Genomic DNA, 26,148 nt, shown 5'->3' on the forward strand with positions numbered 1-26,148 from the left:
AGGGTTCATGCGACATGAACCCTTTTTTGTTTAAATGAAAAATGTCTCAGTCACTACCAGCCTATGCCGTAGAAAGCCTCCGTTCCATCGGGATAAACACCTTCAATCAGTGTTCCACCTCTTTTGTTGGCCATCACTCTTGCCAAATCCTGAATATTTCTGATGGTGGTTTTGTCGATATTGGTGATGATGAAACCAGCACGAACACCGGCTTCCTTCCATTTACCGTCGTTCACTTCGGTGGCTTTCGCACCGCCATCGATTTTTAGGGTTTGCATTTCTTCCCTGCTCACATCTGTAAAGTTACTTCCTTCTATTGAGAAAGAGCTTCTGGCTTCCACAACCTCAATGGAATCGGAAGTGCTTTTCAGCGTTACCATCACAGAGTTTTCTTTACCATCTCTTATGTAACCAACTTCCACTTTGTCGCCAGGCCTTTTAACGGCTATTTTTTCCTGTAGCTTGGCAACGTTGTCCACTGTCTTCCCATCAATGGCGATAATCACATCACCTTTTTCAAGGCCGGCGTCGGCAGCGCCACTGTTGGGGTTAACATTTTCAATAGAAATTCCCTTCAACACATTGAGTCCTCTTGCCTCAGCGAGCGCAGAATTTACATCCACGATATTAACTCCCAAAAGAGCTCTCTGAACTACTCCAAATTCTTTTAAGTCATCCATCACTTTTTTCACAAGTGTGGTAGGCACAGCAAAGGAATAGCCTGAATAGGAACCGGTGTGGGTAGCAATCGCTGTGTTGATACCTACAAGCTCTCCCCGAAGGTTGACCAATGCGCCGCCACTATTACCTGGGTTAACAGCAGCATCTGTCTGTATGAACGACTCGATTTGCAGGTTTCTATTGCTGGGGTCACGAAGTATATTGATGTTTCTGCCGGTGGCGCTCACAATACCAGCCGTTACAGTTGACCTGAACTCGAAGGGATTGCCAATGGCCAGTACCCATTCGCCAACATTGATATGCTCGGAGCTTCCAAACTTTACGAATGGAAGGTTTTTACCTTCAATTTTCAATAGCGCAAGGTCAGTTGTTGGGTCAGTGCCCACCACTTTCGCATCAAAAGTTCTGTTATCATTCATAAGCACTTCCACCTCTGAGGCATTTTCCACCACGTGGTTGTTGGTTACGATGTAGCCATTGTCGGCTATGATCACACCTGAGCCGCTGGCACCGGATGGAGGTCTTTGCCCCCTGTTACCAAAGAAGTCCTGGAAGTATTGGTCAAATTGATTGTTGCTGGCAGTGGGTGTAGAGGTGTATTTTGACCTGATGTGCACCACACCTGGTGTAGCTGCTTTGGCAGCGTATACAAAATTAAGTCCTTCCGGCACCACCACACTGGTTGTGTCGAGGAAATTGGAGAACCTTACATTCTGACGGTCTTCGAATGACGAAAACTCATCATTCTGATTGTTTAGCAGTTGATACCCGCCTATAGCTATCATCGCACTCAAAAGAGAGGAGAATAGCATCGCTACATAAATCTGTCTTTTATTCATAACTCGGTTTTTTTAGTCAGTTAACACTAGTGTAACGAAATAGGATCGTCTGTGATGCTACGTTAACGTTTTTTAACAGGCATTGTGTTCCGCTAGCTAAAATAGCAGATTGTTGGCACAAAAAATTATATGAGTGAATACGGAAAATATGGCCGCTGTTTTTGCACAATTAAAATGAACCTGCTAATATTGCATTCCCATTTGACGAGCCTCTCTTTTGGTAAGTTAATTGGAACCAGAAAATTCCTCCTTAGCTCAGCTGGTTAGAGCATCTGACTGTTAATCAGAGGGTCCTTGGTTCGAGCCCAAGAGGAGGAGCGGAAGTAAAAAAGCCATCAGGAATGATGGCTTTTTTGCGTTTAGGAAGGTTGAGGCTTTGATACACAGCGTTTATATGGATCAGTCTGTGTTCCTGGGGATTGAATGATTGGTGTGTGGTTAAATAAAAAAGCAAAACTGGTTCAATGCGCCCCTCTTGGATCTTTTGCTTCTTTAGGTACGGGCAAAGTCTCTATGCCAAAATGCAATCTCCAGAAATACAGGGTGAACTTTCTTAATGGGTGACCAAAATTTCATTTAATAGCAATTGAGTTGGATTTGGGTTGTAGATGTATTTATATCTGCGATTCATTATAATTACCCTTTAATTTGAAACGACAGGAGAGCTGTCTTCAGGCGTAGTTTTTCTTTTTAATGATCCCAATCTCCAATGAATAGTCAAAATTTAGTTATTTCTAAGCTGGTAGGGTACTCAGGAATTCGACTCAAGGATGAGGAACCTTTGACATTGAGACCTGGAATCAACTTGCTTGTAGGGCGGAATGGCTGTGGAAAAACCAATTTACTTTCTCTGATTCAGACGATTTGCACAGGTAACGGAGATCTGGCAGGACGGGTTGAGTCCTCATTTCTTATTGAATTTTGCGAAAATTTTTTGAGAAACTACAATGATAACACTACGAAAAATATCCATTCTAAGAGCATTGTCGAGTATTGTATGAGAGGAAAGCATGGTCAAGTAGAGCTTTCGTTCACAAAACAAGAAAAAAAAGACGTGGTGAATAACCTAATAAATTTTCCAGAAAGTCTCAGGCAAAGTTTTAAAATATCGGCGACGTCAAGTCAGTTAAAGCACCAACTGGTAAGAAGTAATCTAGCGAGAGACAAGATAGAAATGTCAGGAAATATCATGTCCAATTTCTTTTCTGCTGAGCACGACAACAAGGCTCACTCGTTGATGGAAGAACCAGTCCATTCGATGTCAGAATTTATAAGAAACAGGATGCTGGAGCTTTTTGGGGGAAATGAATTCAAGTCACGAATAAAAGAACTTGAAGATTCGGTTAATAGCAAGTTGGGTCGCTTTTTACATAAAACAAACAAAAGAATTACGATCAATCATCAAGAGATAACGAGGTCTGGACGAATTTCTATGTCATTGATGGATGACAATAATTACATAAAGTCTGAAGATATTAGTACTGGTGAGTCGGTGCTTCTAAATCTCATCTTCGCACTCACCTCCGCAAAAGAAGTAGGCCCTGACGTGGTGTGCTTCGATGAACCAGAAATTCACTTGCATGATGACATGACACAAACTCTGGCAGATTATTTGTTCGAACTATCTTTGACACATCCAGAAAGTATAATAGTAATAGCAACACACTCCACACCTTTGATTGAAAAGCTTGTGACTAAGAAGGCACAGCTGGCAAACCTTATAACGTTTGATCAGCAAAGAAAGGTAAGTAATTCAAAGAGAGACGTTGATTTAATAAACTCCCTAGTTAACAACGGAGTAGCCTTCTCGCCTCTGATGCTCTCTAAACGGGTCAATATCTTTATTGAAAACCAAGGTAAGGAAGGTTTGAATCACAAAGAATTTCTTGTTAAGTTTTTTGATCCCGAAAACCGCCCAAATGTAATTCCGATCGGAAGCAGTGGAAATGTTGACCAAAGCGACTCATTTACAGGTGTTTTCGAGGAAATATTGAGGGTTTCCAAAGTAGGGGCGATAGGGATTCAAGATGGAGACATATGGTTCAAGTCCCGCTTGAAAGCTTATATAAGGGGAGAGTTAGAACTGGAGAAGTTCATTGATATTCTAACTGGGATGGATGGTATGTATATTCCGTCTGGAAAACCAAACCAGTACTTTTTCAACTTTTGGGAGATAGAAAATCTGTATTTGATGGAAGAACTCTTGGGCCACTGGACACAGGTAGATGGCACAAAACTGTCAAAAATTGAATATACTAAATTCTTGAGAAGTAATGTTTCTGTTATCTCAGCTGAATATTTCAATACGTTCTTAAAATCGATAATAAGCTCAATCCGGTTAAACAGAATTAGTGTTGAGAAGAGTGGGTATTTGCAAGAGGTGCATCAAGAGTTTAGGAGGAAAGTTGAACTTGTTGACATTGCTATGGCTGACTATGACGGGTTGAAGAGAAAAATGGATTCACTAATTAATGCTGTTTTGGAAAAGGAGTTGTTTTGGTGGGTGCCAGGAAAGGAAGCAAAGAAGCTTATATCAAACCGTGGGTATAGTTTTACCTCTTCGGGCTTTGATTTCGAAACTTTTCATTTGGGCAAATCTATACGTGCGATATTGGATCAAGAAGTCGGCAGATAGAAAGCTTGATGTCAGATTTAAGTTAATATAGTTCTTCACCTTGAACAGGTCAAGTGGTTTGGCACTCATACTGAGTATGACAAAATAGACGTAGCAACTGTGCAATTTAAAAGGAAATAGGATGGAATTGGCGGTGATAAAAAGCGAAGCTGAATATGAAGCCTATCTTGAATGGGTGGATGAAATGTTTGACGGAAAGGTGGCTCCAGATTCCCCAGCTGGCAAAAAGGTGGAAGTTGCTTTGCTCCTTATTAAGCAGTTTGAAGATGAACACTTTCCAGTCCCATTACCTGACCCCATAGATGCTATCAGGTTAAAAATGTCAGAGCTCGGCCTCAGGAATAAAGATTTGGTGGGAAAGTATGGCAGCAAAGGGCATGTTTCCTCACTTTTGAACAAACGAAAGCCTTTAACCCTGGAATTGGCTAAGCTATTTCACAAGGAATTTAATATCCCGGCGGAGGTTCTATTGTCCTGAGATTTGATTAGTGGCAAGCTTTTTAATCAAGCTCCTTAATCCTGATGTTCCTGAAATACAACTCCGAGCCGTGGCCTAAAAAGCCTATGTAACCTTTCTTATTTTTCAGACCTGGATGCTCTTTATGATCCATGGTGCCGTCCTTGCTGGCTTCGGCGATGTCGCCATCCACAATTACTTCGCCATTAAGCGTCACCTTCACTTTGTTGCCCTTCACTTCAACTTCTTCGTAGTTCCACTGGCCAACAGGCTTTAAAAAACCACGCTTAGCCGGGATAACCCCATAAACAGAGCCATGGTATTGATAGGGCTGGAGTTTGGAGTACATTTCGGCAGTGTTGTCTAATATCTGCAGCTCCATACCCACATAAGCAGCATCGCCTTCCAGTGGGGTGCGGATGCCCAGGCCGTTGTTGGCATCAGGGGTGAGCTTGAACTCGAAACGAAAGATGAAATCAGCGTACTCCTTTTCAGTATAAAGATTACCGCTTCCACCCGCATCTGTTTTCACTGCAATTGTGCCATTTTCCGCCACATAATCTTGCTTATTGCCAACCCAGCCAGAGAGGTCTTTTCCATTAAAAAGGAGCATATAGCCGTCCTTTTTTTCTTCTTTGGTGAGTTTGTTTTGGGCAAATGCAGCAGTGCTGAAAGCAGCAATAGCCAGTGATAGTGCTAGTCTTTTCATCGTCGGTTCTATTAGATTTTTATTCACTTACCGCTACGGCAATTTTTGAGTCAGCGGTTCCGTAATATAAGTACCATTTGCCTTTGAAATTCACTAACCCTTCCAGAAAACACACATTGTTTACCTGGCCGGTGATTTCATAGTCTTTATCGGGTGTCATAAAGTAATCGTCGGAGCGGCTTACCACTTTAGATGGGTCGTTGATGTCAAAAAGTATTTGTCCTGCGGAGTAGGTGCCGTCTGCCAAATCAGCCGTCCGGTTTTCTCCATAATTTCTGCTGTTGTAGATGAGGAGAATACCCTGTTCGGTGACGAAAGCCTGTGGGCCCGGCTCTACCAGGTCGCTGTCAAACTTGCCCGGCCGGGGGCCAAATATGGGTTTCAGTTTGTAGTCGGTTACTCCAGCCGCCTCATCTGTTACCGGCGTCCAGTTGATGAGGTCGTCGGACCAGGCCAGGTAGATGTTGGTGTCGCCCCAGTACATCCAGTACTTGCCGTTGATTTTGGTAGCAACAAATTTATCTCCGTCTCTTTTTGTAACGATAGCCCCTGATTTCGACCAAAGGTCAAGGAACTTTCCATTTTCGGCTGATTGAAAGACGGGGCCATATTTTGTCCAGCTCACCAGGTCTTTAGAAGAAGCCACCAGCAGCCGTGCTATTTCCCCGTCATAGGCCGTGTAGGTCATAAAGTAGGTGCCGTCTTCGCTTTCAACAATCCTTGGGTCTTCGCAGCCACCTTCCCACTCATATTTGCTTTGCTCGTCATTTTCGGGGTAGAAAATGGGGGCTGGCATCCTTTCGAAGTGAATACCATCATCGCTGACGGCCAATCCAATGCGGGAGGTGCCGGCGTATTTTCCAACCTTGTCTTCTGCTCTGTATAGCAAATGCACTTTTCCATTTCTTACCAGTGCCGTTGGGTTGAATACGTCTTTCGCCTCCCAGTACACGCTGTCCATTCTCACTGGACAGAAAAAAGCTGTGCTATCGAGCGCAGTTAAGATGGGGTTGGCAGCATCCTGTTTGACAAAGGGGCCAATTTGCCAGGGGGTAGCTGGCTGGTTGGAGGTGCAGCCGGCGAGTAGAAAAGGCCCAAGAGCCAGTAGAAACAAAATTCTTTTCATGAGCAAGTAGGTAAGTGTAATGTGTTGATAAAAGTAGTCTAAATAGTTAACACTAAGTTTGAATGCCTGGAAAATGGTAACTCCGCCCACAACAAGGGTGTCTGAGATCGGCTAAAATGAAAAAAGCCCCTGACAACAAGGGCTATCAGGGGCTTTTATTATTTGCTATGATGATCTATTCCACGGATTCTGCAAGAACAATCACATGATTGTTCCTTACCTCCACCACGCCACCATCAACAAGAAGGATTTTTGATCCTTCTTTGGTTTTGTATATTAAATCTCCCTTCGCCAAAGAGCTGATAATAGGTGCGTGATTGTTCAGCACCTGAAAAGAGCCGTCGCTGCCGGGAAAAGTAGCAGCATCAACTTCTCCTTCAAACACTTTACGATCGGGTGTGATAATTTCCAAATACATGTTCTACGGTTTCAGATTATGCTTTAGCAGCTTCAGCCAACATTTTCTCGCCAGCTTCGATAGCCTGCTCAATAGTTCCTTTCAGGTTGAACGCTGATTCAGGAAGGTGATCGACGTCACCAGCCATAATCATATTGAAACCTTTAATAGTGTCCTTGATGTCAACAAGCTGGCCAGGGATACCTGTAAACTGCTCGGCTACGTGGAAAGGCTGGGAAAGGAAACGCTGCACACGGCGAGCTCTTGATACAGCCTGCTTATCTTCGTCAGAAAGCTCATCCATACCAAGGATGGCGATGATATCCTGAAGTTCTTTGTAGCGCTGAAGAATTTCTTTCACGTTTTGCGCACATCTGTAGTGCTCTTCGCCCACGATGTCAGCTGAAAGAATTCTTGACGTAGAATCCAAAGGATCCACGGCAGGATAAATACCCAGCTCAGAAATCTTTCTTGAAAGTACCGTGGTGGCATCAAGGTGAGAGAAGGTAGTTGCCGGAGCAGGGTCAGTCAAGTCATCCGCAGGTACGTAAACAGCCTGCACCGATGTGATAGAACCATTTTTTGTAGAAGTAATTCTCTCCTGCATAGCTCCCATTTCGGTAGCCAGTGTAGGCTGGTAACCTACCGCAGAAGGCATACGACCAAGAAGGGCAGACACCTCAGAACCAGCCTGGGTGAAACGGAAGATATTGTCGATAAAGAAAAGAATGTCTTTTCCTTTGCCTGTTCCATCACCGTCACGGTAGTACTCAGCCAGGGTAAGACCTGACAAAGCCACTCTTGCACGGGCTCCAGGAGGCTCGTTCATTTGGCCAAACACGAAAGTCGCCTTCGACTCAAGTAATTTCTTTTTATCTACTTTGCTAAGATCCCAACCACCTTTTTCCATGGAATGAAGGAAGTCGTCGCCATAGTTTACAATACCAGATTCAATCATTTCACGCAAAAGGTCATTTCCTTCACGTGTTCTTTCACCAACACCAGCAAACACCGACAGACCTGCATAGGCCTTGGCAATGTTGTTGATCAGCTCCTGGATCAATACTGTTTTACCCACACCGGCACCACCGAACAAACCAATTTTACCTCCTTTTGAGTAAGGCTCGATAAGGTCGATTACTTTGATTCCTGTGAAAAGCACTTCTGTAGAAGTTGAAAGGTCTTCGAACCTTGGAGCAGAACGGTGAATAGGAAGCCTCTTTTTGCCTTCAGGCTGGCTGATGCCGTCAATGGCTTCACCAACTACATTGAACAAACGACCCTTGATATCATCGCCGATGGGCATAGAAATAGGAGCGCCAGTATCTGTTACTACTATCCCTCTGCTCAAACCATCTGTACTGTCCATGGCAATAGTACGAACCCTGTCTTCGCCCAGGTGTTGCTGTACTTCCAGGATTACTACCTGGCCATTTTCTTTGGTAACCTTAAGGGCATCAAGGATTTCGGGCAGTTTGGAGCCTTCGCCTTCAAAACTAACGTCAACGACGGGTCCAATTACCTGGGTTATTCTTCCGGTGTTCGCCATTATTTTGTGAGTGTTATAAGAATTATGTCACTTTGAATTTCGAAGTGCAAAATTAAACCAATAATCCTTTAAAGCCAAGTTTGATTTCCATCTTGATTCCAAAGAATTTGAATTCTTTTCAGCTTATACGTGAACCACTTAGAATGAGGCTTCGAGAGGCGATTTTGCCTTTCTCAACTAAACTTTCAAAACGATGCGAAACGTGGTTCCTTTGTCCAGCTCAGATGATTTAACAAAAATCTTTCCTGTGTGATAATTTTCAATAATTCGCTTTACCAATGTTAGTCCAAGTCCCCAGCCTCTTTTCTTGGAGGTGTATCCTGGCTGGAACACAGAACCGATTTTTGATTTAGGGATTCCTTTTCCCGTGTCGCTGATGTCGACCATTACTTTGCCTTCGTTGGCTTTCAGGATTTTGATTTCGATGGTGCCAGTGCCACTCATGGCATCCACGGCGTTTTTACAAAGGTTTTCCACCACCCAGGCAAACAGGGGCTTATTGATGTCGGCTTTGATGTCTTTGTTGGGGAAAGCGCTGAGAATAAACTTTACCCGGGTGGACACTCTTTTTTGCAGATAATTGATGGTTTCCTCTAAGGCGTCGTAGAGGTTTTCTTCGTTGAGCTGAGGTACCGAACCAATATTTGAAAACCTGGACGTGATCATTTCCAGCCTTTCGATGTCTTTGTTGAGCTCAGGAATGATATCCGAATCTTTGAAGCGGTCGTCTGTTTTGAAATATTCCACCCATGCCATGAGCGAGGAGAGTGGCGTGCCCAGCTGATGGGCCGTTTCTTTGGCCAGCCCCACCCACACCCTGTTTTGCTCGGCGGAGCGGGACGAGTTGAAGGCAATGTAGGCGATGAGCCCGAAGAGGAAAATAACTGACAGCTGTATGTAAGGGTAATAGGTGAGCTGCTTGAGAAGGTCTGAGTTTTGGTAGTAAATATAGTTGTAGCCTGTTATTTCGTAGTTTTTGTTTTTGTTACGCAGCGTAACCACAATGGGCTCATGGTCTTTCTCCATGTCCTTCAGTGTTTCTGCCAGAATTCTTATCCGTTCCCGTTCCGTTTTTGCTTCGTCGGCTTTTTTAACATTTTTCGACTGCGAGGGGATGCCGAATTCGTCTGCTATAATTACCGGGATTGAGTTGTTGGCTACAATGATCTCGTCAAAAATGAAGGTGAGGTTGGCTTCACCGTCTTCATTGGCGGTATACTCCAGGGTGTTGGCAAAAAGGTCGATAAGCCTTTTTTCTCTTTCCTTAAGGCTCTCAACCACTATGTTGGTGTAGTAGATAGACCCGATGCTGATCAGGATGGCAATTAAAACCACTACCCATTTGAAGTTGGAGTTATCCTTATAAAACTCGAGGGTAGTGGCTTCTTTCAGGGGATACTGCATTCCGAATATCTTTGGCTATAAGTGAAAGCTAAGATACGGGAAATTTGAGCAGATATTGTCTCGCTAATTTTTCATCATAAACCATTTGGCCAGCACTTTGTAATTCACTTTGGTGCCATGCATGAGAATGCCCACCCTGTAAATTCGGGCAGCAAGCCAGACGGTGAACATGAAACCACCCGCTAGCAGAGTAACCGAAAGCAGGAGTTGCCAAATGGGCACGCCAAAGGGTATCCGCATCATCATAACGACAGGAGAGGTCAGCGGGATCATGGACATCCAGAAGGCCAAAGACCCGTCCGGCTCATTCAAAACTGCTCCCAGAGAAACAATGGAAAGAATGAGCGGCAGTGTAACCGGGAGCATAAATTGCTGAGAGTCGACCTCCGAATCGACGGCAGAACCTACGGCTGCGAACAGCGACCCATAAAGGAGGTATCCGCCAAGGAAATAAATTAGAAAAAAGAAGAGCACCTGCGGGATGTTGATGGATCCGATGGCACCCATGATTTTAGCGAACTCATTTTGATCAGCAGCTGCTGCCTGCACTTCTGCCACGCCAGGCTGGGCGTTCACCATGCTATTTGCAGCCTGTGGTTCGAAACCAAACACACTGCTGAGCACCGTAGTAATAGTAAAAGTAAGGAGTGTCCAGAGCAAAAACTGTGTAAGCCCAACGGCGCCAACTCCGATTATTTTCCCCATCATGAGTTGGAAAGGCTTCACAGAGCTGATAATTACTTCAATGATACGGCTGGTTTTTTCCTCGATAATGCCACGCATGATTTGGGCACCAAAAAAGAAAATGAAGAAGTAAATAAGCAATGAGGAAATGTAACCAATGCCGGTAGCGGCAATAGAACTGCTTTCCTGCTCGCCCTGGTCGGTGATGCTGATGGTGGCAATGTCGACGTTTGCCTTCAGGTTGTCGAGCACTTGTTTGTCGAGACCTGATTTTTCCAGCTTAATATTTTCAATTTTTTGCCTGATGCCCCATTCCAAATCGCCAATGACACTTAAACTTGGTTTCGATGTGGAATAGAACTGAATGCCTTGTGGGTTGTCGATGTCGATATTAGGAATGTACAGGAATCCGTAATATTCGCTGCCCTCCAGCGACTGTTTGAGTTCATCGGGGTTTTCTTTGACAAATGAATATTTGATCTCGTCTGTGTCGGTAAGCACACTCTCAAATAAGCCCGATTCATCAACGACCTCAATGACCTTTTCATCACCGTCTCTGGTAGCAAGCCAGGTGGGCACGATGATAAGCAAGGCAAAAAGCAGTGGGCCTACGATGGTCATAACAAGAAATGACTTCTTGCGCACTCTGGTGATGTATTCTCTCGCTATAATGAGTGATATCTTATTCATGGCCGCCCTCCTGTACTTTTTGGATAAAAATTTCGTTCATGCTGGGTATTTTTTCAACAAACTCATGCACTTCCACCTGGCTGATGAGTGCCTTGAGTAAGTCGTTAGGCCCGAGAGCCGATTTGATCTGTATGGTCGAGTGAATGGCTCCTTCCACTTCCTCAGTACTTAAAGTGTCAAAGTCTGCGGGCAGCCCATTTACTTTGCCATGGTGGAGCACATTGAACGTGTTGGACTTGTAGGTTTCCTTGATGTCTTTCTTTGGCCCCTCGAGTATTTTCTTCGATTTATTAATGAGTGCAATGTGGTCGCAAAGCTCTTCCACAGATTCCATGCGGTGGGTAGAAAAAATAATGGTGATGCCCTTTTTCTTCATTTCAAGGATTTCATCTCTGATCAGGTTGGCGTTCACAGGGTCGAAGCCGGAGAAAGGTTCATCGAGAATTATTAAAGATGGCTCATGTAACACGGTGGCAATAAACTGCACTTTTTGCGCCATGCCTTTGGAAAGGTCTTCCACGTTTTTGCCCCACCAGCTGATGATGTCGAATTTCTCCATCCAGGCTTTTATCTTTTTGGAGGCCTCGGCTTTGCTCATTCCCTTGAGCTGTGCCAGGTAAAGCAGTTGCTCACCCACTTTCATTTTTTTGTAGAGACCCCGCTCTTCTGGCAGGTAGCCAATGCGATGCACATCTTCCAGCTCCAGCGGCCGACCATGAAACATGACCTTGCCCTGGTCGGCCATAAGGATTTGCGTGATGATGCGAATAAGGGTGGTTTTGCCGGCACCATTTGGGCCAAGCAGTCCGAAGATGGTGTTTTCGGGAATGGTGATGCTTACATCATCCAGCGCTTTGAAATCGCCAAAGCTCTTGTGGATGTGTTCTGTAACAAGAATGTTCAAGGCTTATAGTAGTTTGGGTTGACTGATTGAATTTAAAATATTAGTAATGAAGCTACTGGGTTTATTACAGAAAGGGAAAAGGAAATTAGCACTGGAATAGAAAGTTTACCAAAAGGTAATCGATGGATTTGGTCGGTTCTTGCTCCAATTTCACATCTATCTCTGCAAAGCTTGATTTTTCTTTGCTCTGTTTATTGCCTTTAAGCAAATAACTGGTGTTCAATCTGAAAGTATTTTTTAGATTTAGTTCTTATCCTAAACACCTAACATTAAACTGCATGAAGTTCACCATTTCCCAGAGAATACTAGCAGGATTGTCTGTTGCTCTTTTTGTAAGTCTTTTCTCAGCTTGCGAGGAAAAGAAAGAAGCCGAAACAAAGCCTGTTCATCCCAAAGTTGCCAAGCTGAAGCTGCTGCCCGGTTTTGAGGCTGAGCATTTGTACAGCCCGTCCGAGAACGAAAACGGCTCGTGGGTGGCTATGACGTTCGACGACAAGGGGCGCATGATCACCTCCGACCAGTATGGCTGGCTCTACAGGCTGGAAATTCCAGCCAAAGAGTCGGGGGACTCGCTCAGGATAGAGCGGCTGAAAGTAGGTGATCTTAAACCGGCCTTAAATGATACTTCTGCTTTCAAAATAGGTATGGGCTACGCCCAGGGGCTGCTCTATGCTTTCAATAGTTTGTATGTGATGGTCAACCACTGGGGCAATGAGGAGTTCGAAAAAACAAGCGGCCTCTACAGGCTACAGGATTTGGATGGAGACGACCAGTTTGAATCGATCACATTAATTAAGGCTTTGCACGGAGCAGGCGAGCACGGGCCTCACAGCGTTGTGCTGGCACCCGATGGAAAATCTATTTATGTAGTTGCGGGTAACCATACCGACGTGCCTGAAATGGATGCTTACAGATACCCGAAAGTGTGGCAGGAGGATAATTTGTTTCCATTGATCAAGGATCCACGAGGTCACGCCAACGACCGGATGGCGCCGGGCGGCTGGATCGCTAAAATAAACCCCGAAGGGACCACATGGGAGCTGGTCAGTGCCGGCTATCGGAATCCGTATGACATTGCTTTCAATGAGCAGGGCGAGCTTTTCACCTACGATTCGGACATGGAGTGGGACTTTGGCATGCCGTGGTACCGCCCTACCCGCATATGCCACGTAACCAGCGGCAGTGAGTATGGCTGGCGCACGGGCAACAGCAAGTGGTCGCCCGACTATCCGGACAATTTGTCGCCAGTGATCAATATTGGTCAGGGCTCGCCGACCAATCTTATCCATGGAAAAAATTCAAAGTTTCCTGCCAAATACCAAAAAGCACTATTTGCTTCCGACTGGAGCTTCGGTATCATCTACGCTATTTTTCTAAGCCCTGAAGGGGCTTCTTATAGCGCCGAGCCACAGGAATTTCTGTCCGGCGTTCCGCTACCGCTCACAGACGGCATTTTTGGCCCTGACGGCTCATTGTATTTTCTCACAGGAGGTCGTCGGTTGGAGTCGGATCTTTACAGGGTAACCTACATAGGCGACGAGTCGGTAGCAGCTCCGGCTGTTGCAGCAGCCACCGAACCCGCTGCCATAAGAAAGCAGCTGGAAGCCTACCATGGAGCGCCTCAGGTCGGGGCGGTTGACTTTGGGTGGCCTTATCTTAGCCATGAAGATCGATTCGTTCGCTATGCAGCAAGAATGGCTGTAGAGCACCAGCCTGTTCGTGAATGGCAGGCCAAAGCGCTGGCAGAAAAGCAGCCTGTAGCACTGACTCAGTCGATGATTGCCCTTTCCAGACACGGCAATAACAACCAGAAAGATGCAGCATTAACAGCACTGGCATCGGTAGATTATAAGGCACTCAGTGAAATGCAGCAAATCGATCTTTTGCGAGCCATGGAACTGGTGATGCTGAGAATGGGTGCACCAACAGGCGGAGTGAAAGCGCAAGTGGCGGCCTATTTGAATGAGGCTTATCCAGCCAACTCCAATAAGCTGAACAGGGGGCTTAGTAAGCTTTTGGTGTACCTGGATGACCCAAAAGGAACTGAGAAAACACTCGCTCTGCTCGAAAATGCCAAGGATGACCCGATAGAAAAAACAGCCAGTGCTTCCTCCGACTTGATTTTGAGAAACCCTCAATATGGTATGGACATCGCTAGCATGCTTTCTAAGGTGCCGCCAGCACAGCAAACTTATCTGGCTACGGTGTTGAGCGAAGCAAAAACCGGCTGGACGCCGGACACTCAGCAGAAGTACTTCGAATGGTTCAACAAGGCATTCGGCTTTAAAGGTGGTGTGAGCTATGTTGGTTTTGTGAACAAAGCCAGGCAAGCTGCGCTGACGCATGTGGCAAAAGACAAACTGGCTTATTACGACAAGCTTTCCGGAGGCGAGCTGTTGACCAACTCAGGCAATGACCTGGCCAACAATGCACCGTCACCAAAGGGCCCGGGTAGAAACTGGACTGTTGAAGCAGCGCTGCCATTGATTGAGGGAGATTCAAGCGCTAGAAACTTTGTTCAAGGCAAAAACATGTACGCCGCCACTCGCTGCATTTCCTGTCATTCTATGCAAGGCGACGGTGGAGGCATTGGCCCTGACCTGACTCAGCTTGGTACAAGGTTTTCAAAGAAAGATATGCTGGAAGCGATCATCGACCCCAACAAGGTGGTGTCTGATCAGTATGCGTCTACTGTGTTCACCATGAAAGACGGCAGCTCCATTGTCGGGCGCCTGACCAATGAAACTGATGACGCTTACACCATTTTCCAGAACCCATTTGCCCCGGAAGTAACCCGCACTATTCCCAAGAGTGAAGTAGTGAGCACAAAGTACTCTTATATTTCGCTGATGTTCCCCGGGCTGGTGAACAGGCTGAATGAGGAAGAGTTGAAAGACCTGCTGGCGTATATAATGGCTGGGGGTAATGAAGGGAATGACGTTTTTGAAGGAGGGGAGTAAGGGGATTGGTGAGTGGAGACACTCACCAAAATAATCCTGGTTGCGGCCTCGTGTCTTCACGTGCCACTGCGGGCTTGAACAGGCACATCCAGGGTGAGATTTTCAGTTTTCTAACCGCCGAAACACTCAATAGTGCATTATACGGCTCTTTTATTTGCTTTTTCAAGAGAAAAGCATACTTTTGTGTTGAAAAGAGCAGTATGATGCACTTTATGGAGATACATAAGATCGTTAAAGATCGTAGAGAGATGATGCTGGTTACCCAGGAAACGCTCGCAGAAATTTCCGGTGTGGGGTTGCGTACCATCAAGCAATTTGAAACTGGAAAGGGGAACCCTACCCTTCAAACGCTTCAAAAACTGGCCGATGTTCTGGGAATGGAGGTTCGCTTGCAAGTGAAGAATACCCTGGATAGCAAATGAGAGCGGCCAATATATTATTTAAGGACCAAGTAGCTGGTGTGCTCATGCAACAGGATGACGGAACTTTTGTTTTCCGGTACCTTGATGGTTGGATGGCGGATAGTAGTAAACCATCTATCAGTCCGACTTTACCCAAATTACAACAGGAACATCATTCCAGCTATCTTTTCCCCTTCTTCTTCAACATGTTGCCTGAAGGCTCCAATAAGCAAGTAGTTTGCCATCATATGAAGCTTGATGCTGATGATCATTTTGGAATCCTCATGGCAACTGCAAAAACAGATGCCATAGGGGCAATCAGGGTTGTTAAGGTGGAAAGCCAGCCATGAGTTTGCCGGAAATAAAATATTGCCCGGGAACGCTGGCAGCTGGTTTTGATACCTATAGCAGAACCTGTTTGAAGAGAGTTTTTTGTGGCAAAAAGGTTTATCATGTGCTGCCCTACGAGTCTCCGTCGGACAACCCTGAAGCGGATGAATTATTCCAGGAAAATACAAAGCGAATATCCATCTCGGGTGTTCAGGAGAAATTTTCGGCACTGCTGGAAAAGAACAAACTCCGATTGGTCAATGAAGGTGAAAGGGGGACTTACATCCTGAAGCCTATTCCGTCGGTGGGAAAGAAAGCTGACCAAATGCCCGCCAATGAGCACCTGACGATGCAAATAGCCCGACAAGTATATGGCATTGAAACAGCTGAGAATGCTCTTATTTTCTTTAAGGATGGATCGCCAGCCTATATTACGAGACGGTTTGATGTCAAGGAAGATGGAAGCAAGAGAGCCCAGGAAGATTTTGCTTCGCTGGCTGAAAGAACGCCGCAAACCCATGGCGAGCATTACAAGTACTTGGGTAGCTACCTGGATCTTTTTCAGCTTATGAAGCACTATGTGCCTGCCTACAAACTGGAGGCACCTAAATTGTTCAGGCTACTGGTTTTTAACTATCTGTTTTCCAATGGAGACGCCCACTTTAAAAACTTTTCACTACTGGAGACTCCGTTGGGTGACTATCGCCTGAGCCCGGCTTACGATCTGCTGAACAGCAGAATACATATAGACGATAAAGATTTTGCGCTGGAGGGCGGACTGCTGCCTGGAAAGTTGGGTCAGGGCACTACCCTTCAGCAGTTCTTCGCTTTGGCTGAACAGGTCGGCATATCGGAAAAACAGACAAACGATATATTTAACTTATTGAAGTCGGGATCCGACAAGGTAGAAAAATTAGTTGCCGCCTCGTTTTTGAGTGAGAGCACCAAACGAAATTATTGGCAGGCCTATCAAGCCCGGTTAAAGCGGGTATCGGAGGAGTGAGGAGGTCGCTTCAAAAATACAGTGCCCTTTCGTTCTGGCTCTGATTCCTTGGAATGAAAAATCAGGTGTTACTGATGAGGGATTACTATCGTGATCCCTGATAGGGGGCGTGTCAACCTATCCAACCTAATTCTCCTCCGTCGAATTGGTTTTTTTGTTTTCTCAGCTTCGCACGAACAAGTTCGGCTTGCTGAAAAACAAAAAACCCAGCGCTTTCGCACTGGGTTGGATAGGTTGCAGAGGAGGAGGGATTCGAACCCCCGGAACCTCGCAGTTCAACGGTTTTCAAGACCGCCGCATTCGACCGCTCTGCCACTCCTCTAATTAAAATTCCGTCTGAGGTTTCAAGGGATCTACAGACAAGTCTGCCACTCCTTTACTTGGTCGTTCTTCAAACGGATTGCAAATGTAGTGGTTTGGGTGATATATGCCAATAGGCAGGAAGAAAAAAGTAAGCGGTAAGTAGTAAATGGTAAAAAGGTGTCACTTTCTATGGGCGGTGGCCTTTCTATTTGTCAGAAACGGCGCAGTATCCCACTATTTACTACTTACCATTTACCACTCACTCCTTAAAATTCATTTCTCACCAAAAAACGGCTCCAGCAGCTTCCCCATCACCTCCGGCATCCGCATTGGCCTGTTGGTTTCCATGTTGATAAACACCAGTGTAGTTTCTCCCTGGTTGATCAGCTTACCAGCCTCATTCAATATCTCGTATTGAAAAAGAATTTTCAGCGTCGGCTTTTTGGGGATCACTACCTTAATGGTCAGTAGCTCGTCGTAGCGGGCAGGCAGCAGGTAGCGGGTGTGCAACTCCAGCACAGGCAGCATCACGCCCATTTCTTCCAGTTTTTTGTAGGAGAATCCCAGCGACCTGATGCATTCAACCCTCGCCACTTCATAATAGGCAGCATAGTTGCCATAGTAAGCATAGCCCATCTGGTCTGTTTCTGCGTAGCGCACTCTCAGCTGGGTTTCGTGGGTATACATATTTAGCGGAATATTTTGGCTTTGTTCAAAGCGTCCTGAAAACGTTTTGCATTCTTGTTGTGATCAATCAGGTTGGTGGCAAACGCATGATAACCCGAAAAATCTTCTCTGGCACACATGTACAGGTACTTATGCTTTTCGTAGTTCAGCACGGCGTCAATATTCTGTATGGTTGGCATGTTGATAGGGCCCGGAGGCAAGCCAGCATTCCGGTAGGTGTTGTAGGGCGAATCTATTTCGAGGTCCTTGAGAAGCAGCCGCTGGATGGCGAAGTCGCCAAGGGCGAATTTGAGCGTAGGGTCGGCTTGCAAGGGCATACCGTTCTTTAAACGGTTCAGGTACAGCCCGGCAATGGTAGCACTTTCCTCGCCCTTAATGGATTCGGCCTGCACAATAGCGGCCAGCGTGGATACCTGCACGGGCGTCATCCCCAGCGCATCGGCTTTTTCTTTCCTTTCTGCGCTCCAGAATTTGGTGTACTCATTGTGCATCCTGTCCAGAAATGCCTTTCCCGTAATGGTCCAATACACTTCGTAGGTGTTCGGTATAAACATGCTGATGAACGTCTGCTGGGTGAACCCATAGGCCGCAGCCACTGAATCGCTAAGCAACAAAGCCTTGAGCTCCTCTTCCGACATCATCAGGTTTTTGCTCAGCTTCTCAGGCAACTCACTCATGAGGCGCACATTGCTAAAGGTGATGTCAACAGGTTGTTGCAGCCCCGCCCGAAGCATCCTGATGGCATCGATATTGCTCATGTCTTTTCGGATGATATAATATCCCGGCTTCACGGCATCATGGTAGTTCATCAGCTTGGCAAGGAAGCTGAAGGAAACCAGATCGGTCACATAACCATTGTCGTACAGTGAGTTTTGCACATCCTTGAAAGTAGCAGCTTTCTCAATAATGAACGGCTTATCCCCTTCTGTTTCAGTCAAAAAATTGGGAGTGAAAAGCACCTGATAAGCGTAAAAAGCAAAAGATGATACCAGGGTGGAAAATACCACAATTGCCCCAACCAATACGTTGCGTTTTGTCATACCTGTTTAACTTCAGTTAACTTAGCGGCTTCAAAGTTTAGTGTATTTAACAGGATTTGGAATTTTTTGATGCAAAAAGATTCTTTTGGGGTCGGAAAATGTTTCTAAAGGAGGCAAAGAGCTAACCATATGAGTGCAGAGTTGATAAGAATACATCCTGATAATCCCGATATGCGGAAGATCGATCAGGTGGTGGAGATATTGAGAAACGGAGGCGTTATCATTTACCCGACCGACACAGTGTACGGAATGGGTTGTGATATTTTCAATCAGAAGGCCATTGAGAAAATTTTGCGTATTAAGGGACTGAAAATGAAGAATGCCAACCTATCTTTCATTTGCTACGACCTTAGTCACATATCGGAATACACACGCCACCTGAGCACGCCGGTTTTTAAAGTGATGAAGAAAGCGCTCCCGGGGCCTTTTACATTTATTTTAGAAGCCAGCAGCCGTGTGCCAAAAATTTTGCATGCCAATAAAAAAACTGTCGGTATCAGGGTGCCGAACCACAATATTCCCAGGGAAATAGTAAATGTGCTGGGCAATCCCATTATCACCACCTCCATTCACGATGAGGATGAGGTTGTTGAATATTCAACCGATCCGGGTCTCATTTTTGAAAAGTATGAAGACCTGGTAGATGCAGTGATTGACGGCGGCTATGGCAACAATGTGCCCAGTACCATAGTGAATTGTGTCGACGACGAGTTTGAGGTGATCAGAGAGGGGCTTGGAGACTTTAACCAATTCTTATAGTGGGCACAGAAAAAATTGTGGTTTCCGAGTTTCCGCTATTGCCGTGCATTGAATACTTCGCTGTTTGGGAAAGCTTCGACAAGGTGATTTTCGATGTGCATGAAAATTACATCAAGCAGTCTTACAGAAACAGGTGCATCATCCTTGGAGCCAACGGCCCTCTGGCGCTAACAGTGCCTGTGCGACACACAGCTCCCAAAATCCCCTTTCATGAGGTATTGATTGACAACACCATTCCATGGCAAAGGCCTTTCTGGAAGGGCATCCTTTCCGCTTATGGCAAGTCACCTTTCTTCGAATTTTTTGGTGAAGATTTTCAAAAGGCGATTCTGCGCCCGACAGACAAGTTGCTTGAGTTTAATGAAAAGTTGCTGTCATTATGTCTGAAATGCGCCGGACTGTCAGATAAATTTTCACGCTCAGAAAAATATTTATTGGCAAAAGATTTTGATTTTACCGATTTGAGGTCGAAAATTAGCCCTAAGAGCACTAATGGGGAAAGTGATCATTTCGTGCCTGCTGTGTACCGGCAAAACTTTGGCAGCGAATTTGTCCCTAACCTCTCCATTCTCGATTTAATCTTTTGCGAAGGCCCTAATGCATTGCATATTATTAAGAAGTCCTCAGTAAAGTGGCCTTATTAGCTTAGTAAATTGTGAACTGAACATTTGGGAGAAGGGCGTTGTTAAATAGATTCAAATCGGCCATCAATTAGTAGTAATTGCGCTACTAAAAAATTATTTTTACTCTAATACAGGATATACCATTTTATGGAAGCAAAATTTTCTAATAGAGTCAAGGAGGTAATTTCTCTAAGCCGGGAAGAGGCGCTCCGTCTCGGGCATGACTATATAGGCACTGAACATTTGTTGTTGGGAATGATTAGGGAAGGCGAAGGTGTAGCTGTAGGCTTGCTGAAGAAGCTTGGCGTTTCTTTGGAGGAACTGCGCACTGCGCTGGAGCAGGCAACTAAAGGCACTGCCACCAGCAATGTGAAAAACCTCGCCAATATACCCTTGACCAGGCAGTCAGAGAAAGTGCTTAAAATCACCTATTTGGAAGCCAAAATATTTAAGAGCCAGTTGATCGGCACTGAGCACTTATTGCTTTCCATCCTGAGAGATGAAGACAATATAGCGACTCAAATTCTTGAGAAATTTGACGTAACATACGAAGTCGTGAAAGAGCTATTGGAATATCAAACAGAAAATCCGTTGGCGTCGTCAGACACTGATGATACTGACGACGATTCCTCTTCAAGAATATTTGGCAGCAGCGGAAGTGGATCTGCCGGAAGAGGAGAAGCTGGTGCGGCAAAAGGCGGGGAGAAATCAAGAACGCCCGTACTCGATAATTTTGGCAGAGATTTGACCAAAATGGCCGAGGATGACAAGCTCGACCCAATTGTGGGCCGTGAGAAAGAAATCGAAAGGGTGGCACAAATCCTTAGCCGCCGTAAAAAGAACAACCCCATTCTCATTGGTGAGCCCGGCGTTGGTAAAACAGCCATTGCTGAAGGCCTTGCGCTGAGAATCGTTCAGAAGAAAGTGTCTAGAGTGCTCTTTAATAAAAGAGTAGTGACGCTTGACCTTGCTTCACTGGTGGCTGGCACAAAGTACCGTGGGCAGTTCGAAGAGCGAATGAAGGCGGTGATGAATGAGATAGAGAAATCACCTGACGTGATTCTTTTCATAGATGAGCTGCATACCATAGTAGGTGCGGGTGGTGCATCAGGGTCACTTGATGCTTCCAACATGTTCAAACCAGCTTTGGCCAGGGGCGAAATACAATGCATAGGAGCCACTACACTTGATGAGTACCGTCAGTATATTGAGAAAGATGGTGCGCTTGCCCGTCGTTTTCAGGTTGTGATGGTGGATGCCACTACGGTGGAAGAAACCATGCAGATTTTGAACAACATCAAAGACAAGTACGAGTCGCACCACCATGTGAATTATACACCTGAAGCAATTGCTTCTTGTGTGATGTTGTCTGACAGGTATATCAGCGACAGGTTCCTGCCCGACAAGGCCATTGACGTGATGGATGAGGCTGGTGCCCGTGTTCACATTAACAATATCCATGTTCCTGAAGACATCGTGCAGCTGGAAGAGCGGATAGAAGATGTGAAGAAGGAGAAGAACAGGGTGGTGAAAAGCCAGAAGTACGAGGAGGCAGCTCAGCTGAGAGATAAGGAGAAGAAACTGATAGAGGAGCTGGAAAATGCCAAGACTCGCTGGGAAGAAGAGACAAAGTCGAAGCGTTATGCAGTTGACGAGGAAAGCGTGGCTGAAGTAATTGCCATGATGACCGGCATTCCTGCCAGCAGGGTAGCTCAGAAAGAAGGCAACAAACTGCTGAAAATGGGTGAAGAGCTGGCCGGCAAAGTAATTGGTCAGGAAGAGGCTATCAAGAAGCTCGTAAGGTCTATTCAGCGTACGAGGGTTGGGTTGAAGGATCCTAAGAAGCCAATCGGTTCTTTTGTTTTCCTTGGTCCTACAGGTGTTGGAAAAACCGAACTGGCAAAAGTGCTTTCTACTTACCTTTTCGATAAAGACGATTCGCTGGTGCGCATCGACATGAGTGAATACATGGAGAAATTCTCTGTATCGAGACTTGTGGGTGCGCCTCCGGGATATGTTGGCTATGAAGAAGGTGGCCAACTGACTGAAAAAGTGCGTCGCAAGCCTTATGCAGTGGTGCTACTTGACGAGATTGAGAAAGCACACCCTGATGTGTTCAACATCCTGTTGCAAGTGCTCGACGACGGTATTCTTACTGATGGCCTTGGCAGAAGAGTCGATTTCAGAAACACCATCATCATCATGACATCCAATATTGGTGTACGTGACTTGAAGGATTTCGGAGCGGGCATTGGTTTTGCCACTCAGTCGAGACAAAACAGCATGGATGAGGTGATGAAGTCGACCATCCAGAATGCTTTGAAGAAAACGTTCAGCCCTGAATTCCTTAACAGGTTAGACGATATCATTATCTTCAATAGCCTTGAAAGGGAGCATATTCATAAGATCATTGACATCACACTTGGTAAGCTGTTCAAGAGAATTACAGACCTTGGCTATCAGGTGGAGCTGACGGAAAAGGCAAAGGATTTCTTGTCGGACAAGGGCTATGATCCACAATATGGTGCAAGACCGCTGAACCGGGCTATTCAGAAATACCTGGAAGATCCTGTGGCTGAAGAAATTCTTAGAGGTGAAATTGAGGAGGGGGACGTTATCCTTGCCGATCACGTGACCGACGCCGAGCAGTTGGTTATTTCGCTGAAAAAGAAGAAAGTGAAGAAAGAAAAGAAAGAGTAACTGAAGTAAATACTCAAATAGAATTAGCTAAGCCAGAGGTCTCACTTCTGGCTTTTCTTTTTAATGGCGGCCTGAATATTTTCTGGTCAGCCATTTCCGCTACTATCAGACTACAAAAGTTTATGAAGACAGGCCCGGCTGTCCAGGCCCGGCTGTCCCTGGCGACTTGGTCGGTAAATCCGTTTGTACTACTAGTACGCAGCAAACTTTTGTAGTCTTTGTTCAAATCAATGATGGAGGTTTCGCTTTAGTAGCTACCCGAATATTTTCTGGTAAACCACTCTGCTGACAGCAGCACCAGGAGGATAGTGAAGATCCACCACATATGAATAATCGGAAGGTAGTTTTCTGAGCTGTAAATCCTGCCTTTTGGTTGCAGTGCGGTCAGGTCGGCAATCATGGCGTCAACCTGATTAGCTGCATAAAACTTACCGCCTGTGCTTGCTGACAACTCTCTCAAAACATTAAAATTGGCGGTCAGCTGCAGGTTTTCAAGGTCGAGTTTTCTTATAGTAAACTGACCTGAAGCGAGCTCTCTGTTTCCATTGACTATCGCACTGGCTTCAAACTTGTAAATACCGTCTTTCAATCCATTGAGTCGGAACCGGGTGTTTCCCGGGGCAGTAGTATAGTTGTAGTTGGTTACGCTTCCATCGGCATAGGTGAGTTTTAGCTCCACCTCTGTGCCGTATATGGGCTCGAAGACGTCGTTATAGGTTTCAGTTTGAAAAATGATCTGCTCGTTGTCGAAAAATTCAGTTTTTGTCGTGTACACCCGAAACTTCCTTTTGTCTTCTTTAGAGCTCAGGTATTGTACCGTTTTCAGCACGAGATTATCAAATGCTACATAATTGTCAGTTCTCGAGTACTCCTGCATGCGCCATTGCCAAAGGCCTTCACCTAAAGTCACCGCTTGCTTGGGTAGCTGGTTTTGTGAGAAAAACCACATGGGCCAGGGTGTGGTAATAGCGCCTACTTTCTGAAACAAAGCCACGGCAACGCCACCACTTATTTGATAGTCACCGTATGGAACCGTGACTGGGGTGTAGTAAGAATTGACTATCCCTTTCCACTCACTTTCGAACGTGAAAAGCTGAAAGGCATCATTGTATGCTGGCCTGACCTGGTCTGATTCATTTCTCGTTCTCTCCACCTTGAAGAGGGTATTTTGATTGTTGGCTTCTGCCCACAAAGTAGTGCTGCCCAGCACATACCAGGCACTCATGTTTTCATTCTTCACTCTCTCCAGCAAAGCAGCCAGTCTTCGTTGTCTTTCAAACGGAGAGATAAGGATAACGAGGTCAAATACATCGGTAGGCAGCTCTTTGTCCACCATTGGCACGTACGTTTTTACCTCGTAATTTTCATTTTTCGATATAGCAGCCTTAAGGGCCTTGATGTCGGGGTGGGGAGCGCCGGAAGCGATGAGGATTTTTTCTTTCCCTTCTACAATGTCGATGTATATGTCTTGCTGGTTGTTGGAAAGTATTGTCTCCTCTGGGTGGTTTGATACCTGCACCACGTAGTGCTGAAGGCCTTTCTGCTCGGCGGGCACCTGAAAGTCGGCGTTGAGAAGCTCACCACCGCCGCCTTTAATTTTTTGCGTGCTGATTATTTTCCCGTCTTTTAAAACGGAGACTTCTAACTCTGCTGCTTCAATGCCTTGATTAATTACCTCTGCCCGCACTGGGAAAAGGTTTCCCTGATAAGCGATTTTGTTGAACTGAACATTGTTCAAAATGAGATCCTTTACAGGAATTGTGTCTCCAACGCCAAGCGTATAAACTTTGCCGGTAAAGTTGAGATACTGGGGAGCCATGCCCTTGTTGTAGATGCCATCAGATACTATCAGTGCACCTGCAAACGCTCTTCCTTCGAATTCGGTTTGCCAGTCTCTGAGGAGCGTTGAAAGGTCGGTTGTTTTCTGGTCAAAAGGTGTGCCTACGAACTTTGAAAGGTCTTCGTTGTTGAGGTTCCTTCTCTCTACCGTAATGTCTTTAGCAGCCAGTGCGGCAGCCAGCTGATCCACTTGTCTGGACACGGCCAAAAGCTGAGTAGAGTCTAAACCGCTGGCAACCGAAGTGGAATTATCGAGAGCAAGGACGAAAATGGGTTCTTCTACCTGATTAAGTACGAGCCTGAGAAAAGGGCTGAGCAACAGAATGGCCAGGAAGCTTACCAGCAGAAAACGAATGCTGAAGAGGATGCGGTTTGTCAGTGTTGACCAGGTTGATTTTTTCTGGTACAGCAAAAAAGCATATAGCAAACCCAAAGCACAGCACGCCAAAATCCACCAGGGAGAATGTTCGAACAGTAAATTATTGTTTTCTGTCATTTGGCTCTTTAAGACACATCAATGATAACGAAGTGCACCGCAAAAGGGTGTTGGAAGTTACTGTAAATTTGGTGAGCGGCACGCTGGGTTATGTTAACCGGTAATCGGCGATGAATGACCGGCGGGGCTTCAAAGCTGATTACCGATTCAAAGGTTTTAGGTCAGCAGACCACCATCGACCTGGATCACCTGGCCTGTGATGTAGGTTGACATGTCGGACGCAAGAAAGATGCAGGCATTGGCCACATCTTCAGGTTGACCGCCTCTTTTCAAAGGAATCGCATCCCTCCACGACTGAACTATTTTTTCGTCAAGCACATCAGTCATTTCAGTTTCTATAAAACCTGGAGCTATGGCATTGGATCTGATATTGCGGGAGCCAAACTCCAGGGCTACTGACTTGGTGAAGCCAATGATACCAGCTTTTGATGCCGCATAGTTAGCCTGGCCAGCATTTCCCTTAAGACCAACTACGGAAGTCATGTTGATGATGCTACCGCTCTTTTGCTTCAGAAAAGGCTTGGTGGCAGCTTTCACAGTATTGAAACAAGACTTCAGGTTCACCTGAATCACCTTATCCCACTGCTCCTCACTCATTCTCATCAACAGTGTGTCAGACGTGATGCCGGCGTTGTTTACCAGCACGTCGAGTCTTCCAAAATCAGCTACTACTGCATTGATAAGCTCTTCGGCAGCCTGAAAATTGCTGGCATCCGATCTGTAACCTTTGGCCGTTACACCTTTTGCCGACAGCTCTTTTTCGAGCGCCTGGCCTTTTTCTACACTTGACAGATAAGTAAAAGCTACAGTAGCACCTTGCTCAGCAAATGCCATTGCAATAGATTTACCAATACCTTTTGAAGCGCCGGTAATAAGGGCGACTTTTCCTTCCAATAGTTTCATTGTCTGTATATTTCTGGATAATGCATCAA

Annotated in this window: 21 protein-coding genes and 2 tRNA genes; 10 read left to right on the top strand and 13 right to left on the bottom strand. The window is 45.6% G+C overall.

Features of this window, described 5'->3' with window-relative positions:
• Positions 1 to 53 precede the first annotated feature (53 nt).
• Entirely contained in the window at positions 54 to 1,520 is a 1,467-nt protein-coding gene (locus RIF36_RS08890) for a Do family serine endopeptidase (protein WP_350124242.1), read from the bottom strand.
• 244 nt (positions 1,521 to 1,764) lie between these two features.
• Here RIF36_RS08890 and RIF36_RS08895 point away from each other — a divergent pair.
• From RIF36_RS08895 to RIF36_RS08905, 3 genes are all read left to right on the top strand, one after another.
• Positions 1,765 to 1,838: transfer RNA gene (locus RIF36_RS08895), tRNA-Asn, on the top strand.
• 391 nt (positions 1,839 to 2,229) lie between these two features.
• On the top strand, positions 2,230 to 4,155 hold the full coding sequence (locus RIF36_RS08900) for an AAA family ATPase (protein WP_350124239.1): 1,926 nt from the start codon (positions 2,230 to 2,232) through the stop codon (positions 4,153 to 4,155).
• 121 nt (positions 4,156 to 4,276) lie between these two features.
• A complete protein-coding gene (locus tag RIF36_RS08905; protein WP_350124237.1) occupies positions 4,277 to 4,633 on the top strand; it encodes a helix-turn-helix domain-containing protein in 357 nt (118 codons plus the stop codon).
• A 22-nt stretch (positions 4,634 to 4,655) separates the two neighbouring features.
• On the opposite strand, the gene RIF36_RS08910 is transcribed toward RIF36_RS08905, so the two are convergent.
• The 7 genes from RIF36_RS08910 to RIF36_RS08940 form a co-directional block, all read right to left on the bottom strand.
• Positions 4,656 to 5,321, bottom strand: a complete 666-nt coding sequence (locus tag RIF36_RS08910; protein WP_350124234.1) for a 3-keto-disaccharide hydrolase — start codon at positions 5,319 to 5,321, stop codon at positions 4,656 to 4,658.
• Between the two features lie 19 nt (positions 5,322 to 5,340).
• Complete coding sequence (locus RIF36_RS08915; protein ID WP_350124231.1) at positions 5,341 to 6,447, bottom strand: glycoside hydrolase family 130 protein; 1,107 nt, start codon at positions 6,445 to 6,447, stop codon at positions 5,341 to 5,343.
• A gap of 175 nt (positions 6,448 to 6,622) precedes the next feature.
• Positions 6,623 to 6,865: an ATP synthase F1 subunit epsilon gene (gene atpC, locus RIF36_RS08920; RefSeq protein WP_350085308.1), complete on the bottom strand. Its 243-nt coding sequence runs from the start codon at positions 6,863 to 6,865 to the stop codon at positions 6,623 to 6,625.
• A gap of 16 nt (positions 6,866 to 6,881) precedes the next feature.
• On the bottom strand, positions 6,882 to 8,393 hold the full coding sequence (gene atpD / locus RIF36_RS08925; protein WP_151996307.1) for a F0F1 ATP synthase subunit beta: 1,512 nt from the start codon (positions 8,391 to 8,393) through the stop codon (positions 6,882 to 6,884).
• A gap of 177 nt (positions 8,394 to 8,570) precedes the next feature.
• The gene (locus tag RIF36_RS08930; protein ID WP_339784871.1) at positions 8,571 to 9,797 is read right to left on the bottom strand and encodes a sensor histidine kinase; all 1,227 of its coding nucleotides are present in this window, start codon (positions 9,795 to 9,797) and stop codon (positions 8,571 to 8,573) included.
• A gap of 63 nt (positions 9,798 to 9,860) precedes the next feature.
• Positions 9,861 to 11,171, bottom strand: coding sequence for an ABC transporter permease (locus RIF36_RS08935; RefSeq protein WP_350124226.1), 1,311 nt, complete (start codon positions 11,169 to 11,171; stop codon positions 9,861 to 9,863).
• Positions 11,164 to 12,075: an ABC transporter ATP-binding protein gene (locus RIF36_RS08940; protein ID WP_350073480.1), complete on the bottom strand. Its 912-nt coding sequence runs from the start codon at positions 12,073 to 12,075 to the stop codon at positions 11,164 to 11,166. The genes RIF36_RS08935 and RIF36_RS08940 overlap by 8 nt, the downstream gene beginning before the upstream one ends.
• Positions 12,076 to 12,353: 278 nt before the next feature.
• Between RIF36_RS08940 and RIF36_RS08945 the strand changes: the two genes are divergently transcribed.
• The 4 genes from RIF36_RS08945 to RIF36_RS08960 all read left to right on the top strand — a co-directional run bounded on the left by RIF36_RS08945 (position 12,354) and on the right by RIF36_RS08960 (position 16,769).
• Positions 12,354 to 15,035: a c-type cytochrome gene (locus tag RIF36_RS08945; protein ID WP_350124223.1), complete on the top strand. Its 2,682-nt coding sequence runs from the start codon at positions 12,354 to 12,356 to the stop codon at positions 15,033 to 15,035.
• Positions 15,036 to 15,235: 200 nt separating this feature from the next.
• Entirely contained in the window at positions 15,236 to 15,457 is a 222-nt protein-coding gene (locus tag RIF36_RS08950) for a helix-turn-helix domain-containing protein (protein ID WP_350124220.1), read from the top strand.
• The gene (locus RIF36_RS08955) at positions 15,454 to 15,786 is read left to right on the top strand and encodes a HipA N-terminal domain-containing protein (RefSeq protein ID WP_350124217.1); all 333 of its coding nucleotides are present in this window, start codon (positions 15,454 to 15,456) and stop codon (positions 15,784 to 15,786) included. Before RIF36_RS08950 ends, RIF36_RS08955 begins: the two co-directional genes overlap by 4 nt.
• 68 nt (positions 15,787 to 15,854) lie before the next feature.
• Positions 15,855 to 16,769, top strand: a complete 915-nt coding sequence (locus RIF36_RS08960) for a type II toxin-antitoxin system HipA family toxin (RefSeq protein WP_350124214.1) — start codon at positions 15,855 to 15,857, stop codon at positions 16,767 to 16,769.
• A 237-nt stretch (positions 16,770 to 17,006) separates the two neighbouring features.
• Here RIF36_RS08960 and RIF36_RS08965 read toward each other — a convergent pair.
• The 3 genes from RIF36_RS08965 to mltG all read right to left on the bottom strand — a co-directional run bounded on the left by RIF36_RS08965 (position 17,007) and on the right by mltG (position 18,799).
• Positions 17,007 to 17,091 (bottom strand) — tRNA-Ser (locus tag RIF36_RS08965).
• Between the two features lie 254 nt (positions 17,092 to 17,345).
• Entirely contained in the window at positions 17,346 to 17,759 is a 414-nt protein-coding gene (locus RIF36_RS08970; protein WP_350073502.1) for an acyl-CoA thioesterase, read from the bottom strand.
• A 2-nt stretch (positions 17,760 to 17,761) separates the two neighbouring features.
• Positions 17,762 to 18,799 carry an endolytic transglycosylase MltG gene (mltG, locus tag RIF36_RS08975; RefSeq protein WP_350124211.1) on the bottom strand — a complete coding sequence of 346 codons (1,038 nt, stop codon included), beginning with the start codon at positions 18,797 to 18,799 and terminating at the stop codon, positions 17,762 to 17,764.
• A 129-nt stretch (positions 18,800 to 18,928) separates the two neighbouring features.
• Between mltG and RIF36_RS08980 the strand changes: the two genes are divergently transcribed.
• From RIF36_RS08980 to RIF36_RS08990, 3 genes are all read left to right on the top strand, one after another.
• Positions 18,929 to 19,558 carry an L-threonylcarbamoyladenylate synthase gene (locus tag RIF36_RS08980; RefSeq protein WP_151996317.1) on the top strand — a complete coding sequence of 210 codons (630 nt, stop codon included), beginning with the start codon at positions 18,929 to 18,931 and terminating at the stop codon, positions 19,556 to 19,558.
• Complete coding sequence (locus tag RIF36_RS08985) at positions 19,558 to 20,202, top strand: WbqC family protein (protein WP_350124208.1); 645 nt, start codon at positions 19,558 to 19,560, stop codon at positions 20,200 to 20,202. The genes RIF36_RS08980 and RIF36_RS08985 overlap by 1 nt, the downstream gene beginning before the upstream one ends.
• A gap of 126 nt (positions 20,203 to 20,328) precedes the next feature.
• Positions 20,329 to 22,881: an ATP-dependent Clp protease ATP-binding subunit gene (locus tag RIF36_RS08990; RefSeq protein ID WP_350124205.1), complete on the top strand. Its 2,553-nt coding sequence runs from the start codon at positions 20,329 to 20,331 to the stop codon at positions 22,879 to 22,881.
• Between the two features lie 247 nt (positions 22,882 to 23,128).
• Here the strand turns inward: RIF36_RS08990 and RIF36_RS08995 are convergent, their stop codons facing one another.
• Together RIF36_RS08995 and fabG are read right to left on the bottom strand one after the other, a co-directional pair.
• On the bottom strand, positions 23,129 to 25,216 hold the full coding sequence (locus RIF36_RS08995; protein ID WP_350124202.1) for a hypothetical protein: 2,088 nt from the start codon (positions 25,214 to 25,216) through the stop codon (positions 23,129 to 23,131).
• Between the two features lie 156 nt (positions 25,217 to 25,372).
• Positions 25,373 to 26,119: a 3-oxoacyl-[acyl-carrier-protein] reductase gene (gene fabG, locus RIF36_RS09000; protein ID WP_350097559.1), complete on the bottom strand. Its 747-nt coding sequence runs from the start codon at positions 26,117 to 26,119 to the stop codon at positions 25,373 to 25,375.
• Positions 26,120 to 26,148: the final 29 nt, after the last annotated feature.

It is taken from the genome of Imperialibacter sp., from assembly GCF_040222815.1.
In the GTDB taxonomy this organism is placed as follows: Bacteria; Bacteroidota; Bacteroidia; order Cytophagales; family Cyclobacteriaceae; genus Imperialibacter.

Bases quoted from the DNA above. Each gene is read 5' to 3' on its own strand.
- RIF36_RS08930 (WP_339784871.1), bottom strand. From the start codon at position 9,797: ATGCAGTATCCCCTGAAAGAAGCCACTACCCTCGAGTTTTATAAGGAT.
- RIF36_RS08945 (WP_350124223.1), top strand. From the start codon at position 12,354: ATGAAGTTCACCATTTCCCAGAGAATACTAGCAGGATTGTCTGTTGCT.
- RIF36_RS08900 (WP_350124239.1), top strand. From the start codon at position 2,230: ATGAATAGTCAAAATTTAGTTATTTCTAAGCTGGTAGGGTACTCAGGA.
- RIF36_RS08995 (WP_350124202.1), bottom strand. From the start codon at position 25,216: ATGACAGAAAACAATAATTTACTGTTCGAACATTCTCCCTGGTGGATT.
- RIF36_RS08990 (WP_350124205.1), top strand. From the start codon at position 20,329: ATGGAAGCAAAATTTTCTAATAGAGTCAAGGAGGTAATTTCTCTAAGC.
- fabG (WP_350097559.1), bottom strand. From the start codon at position 26,119: ATGAAACTATTGGAAGGAAAAGTCGCCCTTATTACCGGCGCTTCAAAA.
- atpC (WP_350085308.1), bottom strand. From the start codon at position 6,865: ATGTATTTGGAAATTATCACACCCGATCGTAAAGTGTTTGAAGGAGAA.
- RIF36_RS08950 (WP_350124220.1), top strand. From the start codon at position 15,236: ATGATGCACTTTATGGAGATACATAAGATCGTTAAAGATCGTAGAGAG.
- RIF36_RS08910 (WP_350124234.1), bottom strand. From the start codon at position 5,321: ATGAAAAGACTAGCACTATCACTGGCTATTGCTGCTTTCAGCACTGCT.
- RIF36_RS08970 (WP_350073502.1), bottom strand. From the start codon at position 17,759: ATGTATACCCACGAAACCCAGCTGAGAGTGCGCTACGCAGAAACAGAC.
- mltG (WP_350124211.1), bottom strand. From the start codon at position 18,799: ATGACAAAACGCAACGTATTGGTTGGGGCAATTGTGGTATTTTCCACC.
- RIF36_RS08980 (WP_151996317.1), top strand. From the start codon at position 18,929: ATGAGTGCAGAGTTGATAAGAATACATCCTGATAATCCCGATATGCGG.
- RIF36_RS08905 (WP_350124237.1), top strand. From the start codon at position 4,277: ATGGAATTGGCGGTGATAAAAAGCGAAGCTGAATATGAAGCCTATCTT.
- RIF36_RS08915 (WP_350124231.1), bottom strand. From the start codon at position 6,447: ATGAAAAGAATTTTGTTTCTACTGGCTCTTGGGCCTTTTCTACTCGCC.
- RIF36_RS08890 (WP_350124242.1), bottom strand. From the start codon at position 1,520: ATGAATAAAAGACAGATTTATGTAGCGATGCTATTCTCCTCTCTTTTG.
- RIF36_RS08935 (WP_350124226.1), bottom strand. From the start codon at position 11,171: ATGAATAAGATATCACTCATTATAGCGAGAGAATACATCACCAGAGTG.
- atpD (WP_151996307.1), bottom strand. From the start codon at position 8,393: ATGGCGAACACCGGAAGAATAACCCAGGTAATTGGACCCGTCGTTGAC.
- RIF36_RS08955 (WP_350124217.1), top strand. From the start codon at position 15,454: ATGAGAGCGGCCAATATATTATTTAAGGACCAAGTAGCTGGTGTGCTC.